The organism is Shimazuella alba, from assembly GCF_009831235.1.
GTDB classification, from domain to species: domain Bacteria; phylum Bacillota; class Bacilli; order Thermoactinomycetales; family Thermoactinomycetaceae; genus Shimazuella; species Shimazuella alba.
The window spans coordinates 1-2,171 of record NZ_WUUL01000033.1 but is presented as its reverse complement, the minus strand read 5'-3'; the positions used below and the strand labels follow the sequence as shown (position 1 = coordinate 2,171).

At 49.7% G+C, this 2,171-nt stretch carries 4 protein-coding genes; 2 read left to right on the top strand and 2 right to left on the bottom strand.

Annotated features, from left to right (window positions below; translation table 11 throughout):
• Window positions 1-189 precede the first annotated feature (189 nt).
• The gene (locus tag GSM42_RS20255; RefSeq protein ID WP_160803375.1) at window positions 190-678 is read right to left on the bottom strand and encodes a hypothetical protein; all 489 of its coding nucleotides are present in this window, start codon (window positions 676-678) and stop codon (window positions 190-192) included.
• Entirely contained in the window at window positions 675-1,169 is a 495-nt protein-coding gene (locus GSM42_RS20250; protein ID WP_160803374.1) for a hypothetical protein, read from the bottom strand. The genes GSM42_RS20255 and GSM42_RS20250 overlap by 4 nt, the downstream gene beginning before the upstream one ends.
• 262 nt (window positions 1,170-1,431) lie before the next feature.
• On the opposite strand from GSM42_RS20250, the gene GSM42_RS20245 reads away from it, so the two are divergent.
• Both GSM42_RS20245 and GSM42_RS20240 read left to right on the top strand, forming a co-directional pair.
• Complete coding sequence (locus tag GSM42_RS20245) at window positions 1,432-1,599, top strand: hypothetical protein (RefSeq protein ID WP_160803373.1); 168 nt, start codon at window positions 1,432-1,434, stop codon at window positions 1,597-1,599.
• Window positions 1,600-1,636: 37 nt separating this feature from the next.
• A partial coding sequence (locus GSM42_RS20240; protein ID WP_160803372.1) for a recombinase family protein occupies window positions 1,637-2,171 on the top strand: 535 nt, incomplete at its 3' end.

The window sequence follows — 2,171 nt, the reverse complement described above, 5'->3', positions numbered from 1 at the left end:
TCACCAAAGTTCCAGCTATTATCGATAAGACTTTGTTTGAATTGGTACAGCATCAGAAAGAGAAGAATGCAACAAACAAAGGAAATAATCGATTTTGCAAAAGGAGAGAAAGCAGCTCGCGGTATAGACGAGGCAAAGGCCTAATCTATACCGCGAGGGTCTAACAAACTGCGTCGACGACTTCCTCGACTACTTCGTCCCGCCCAGGAGCGGGACGTTGACGGCCTGGATCGGTCGGTCGGTGTAGACATAGTCCAGACTCGTCGTGACCATGGTGCCGTCGCTCAGGAAGAAGAAGATCCCGGGGTCGCGGTTACCGTAGGTGCCGTCGTCCTGGGGACCATCGACGACGACGGAGCAGTCATCGCTTCCGCATGTGTCGACGATCTCGTCCTGCGGGGTCAGCTGACTCCCGTTGGACGAGACCTTGCCCTTGACGATGTAGTAGCCCATCGGCTTGCCGAAGCTGAGGAGGTAGACGTACCCGATGGCGTTCGGGTTTTCCTCTCGCTTCAGCTTCTCCCGGAGGTTCTTCTTCCCCAGGGTCTCGCCGGTGGCCTTCTGGGACTGCTGCTCCTTGCGCGCCTTCTCATCATCGGTCTCGCACGCGGTGGTACCGAGGGCGAGAGCACCGGTGAGGAGGAGAGCGGCGATCGCGTTCCGTCGGTTGCGCTTCACTGCTGGTTCTCCTTGCAGTCGGTCTTCGAGTCGGTGTCGTCGATCTGGGCGGGGAGATCCACGGCGCGGAACTCCTGCTGGGTGAACTTGCGGGCCTTGGCGTTATACTGCCCGACCAGGTCGTTGCAGTACTGCTTCTGTCCGCGGAGCTCGACCTTGGACTTGAGATCCTTCGGATCGAGCTCCAGTGCCTCCGCCGTGATGTTGATGTTCTTGTCGGCGGTGACGATCTCGTTGAAGAGGTCCTCGAACCCCTCCTGTGCCCGGATCCGGTTGGCGGCGCTGTTCTTGACCTTCTCGGCCTCACCCTGACCCTTGATGTCACTGGTGCCGACATCAAGGCCCCAGATGGCCCAGCTCGTCAGGCCAGCGAGAACGATGATCACGATGCCGATGAACCATCCACGGCTGATGCCCCAGATGGTGGCACGCACGGGTGCCTGGTCGAACCGCTCCGCTTCCCGATCACCCAGAGGACGATGTTCCTTCACTTCTACCTCCTGGTAGTTCGAGTGATGTTTGATATTTAGTTGTCGAAGAGCTTGTTAGCCTTTCTTGAGGTAATTATATAACACTGTTCGTATTAATCAAATAACTATTTTAAAAGGTCTAGAAAATCAAGCATAACTTGATAACTTTGTTAATGGAAAAAAGCAGAAAGAAACGTCATTGGGTTCTTAGTTAAATAAGCTAATCATGGGACAAACTCAAAGATTCATACATTTGTATATACCAGATAAAGACGGTGTTTGGATGAAAAGAAAAACAGATCCCGTCCAATTTGTATGGGTTCAGAACAAACCTGAGAATCATTCAAAAAAGTTAAAAGAATCTCTTGAAGCTAAGGAGCGAGTGATTCAAGTCTTAATGAAACTGGCACTTACAGAACAACAAGAAAAGCCAGTTCATTTGCTTGGATAGAGTGAACAACTTAAATAAAGAAGAGGAGGGAAGAGGAGTGAAAACAGCCATCTACGCTCGTGTATCTACAGGATTACAGGCAGTAGAAGGGACGAGTTTGGATACACAGGTGGAGATATGTATGGAAAAGGCACATGCATTGGGACTGTATCAGTTAGAGATTTACAGAGAATCAGGTGCTTCAGGAGAGGACATCGAGCGTCCAGAGATGGATCGACTTCGGCAAGATATTGCACAAGGAAAAATAAATAAAGTGATTTGTGTTCATCCTGATCGCTTAAGTCGTAACTTGGTAGATAAATTGATCGTATGTGGAGAGATGGAGCGTCACGACGTAGAGCTTATTTTCTGTGATGCAGAGTATCAAAATACACCAGAAGGTCAGTTGTTTTTTAATATGCAGTCTGCCATCGCTCAGTATGAGTTATCTATGATTCGAAAGCGAACAAGTAGAGGGAGATTAAAGGCGGTCGAAAAGCAAAAGAAGATTATGCCTATGCGTTCTGCTCCTTTTGGTTATGATTTGGTGGATGCACAGCTGGTGGTCAACGAAGAAGAAGCCAAAGTTGTTC

Coding starts and splice junctions, on each gene's coding strand:
- GSM42_RS20245 (WP_160803373.1), top strand. CDS start 1,432: ATGAAAAGAAAAACAGATCCCGTCCAATTTGTATGGGTTCAGAACAAA.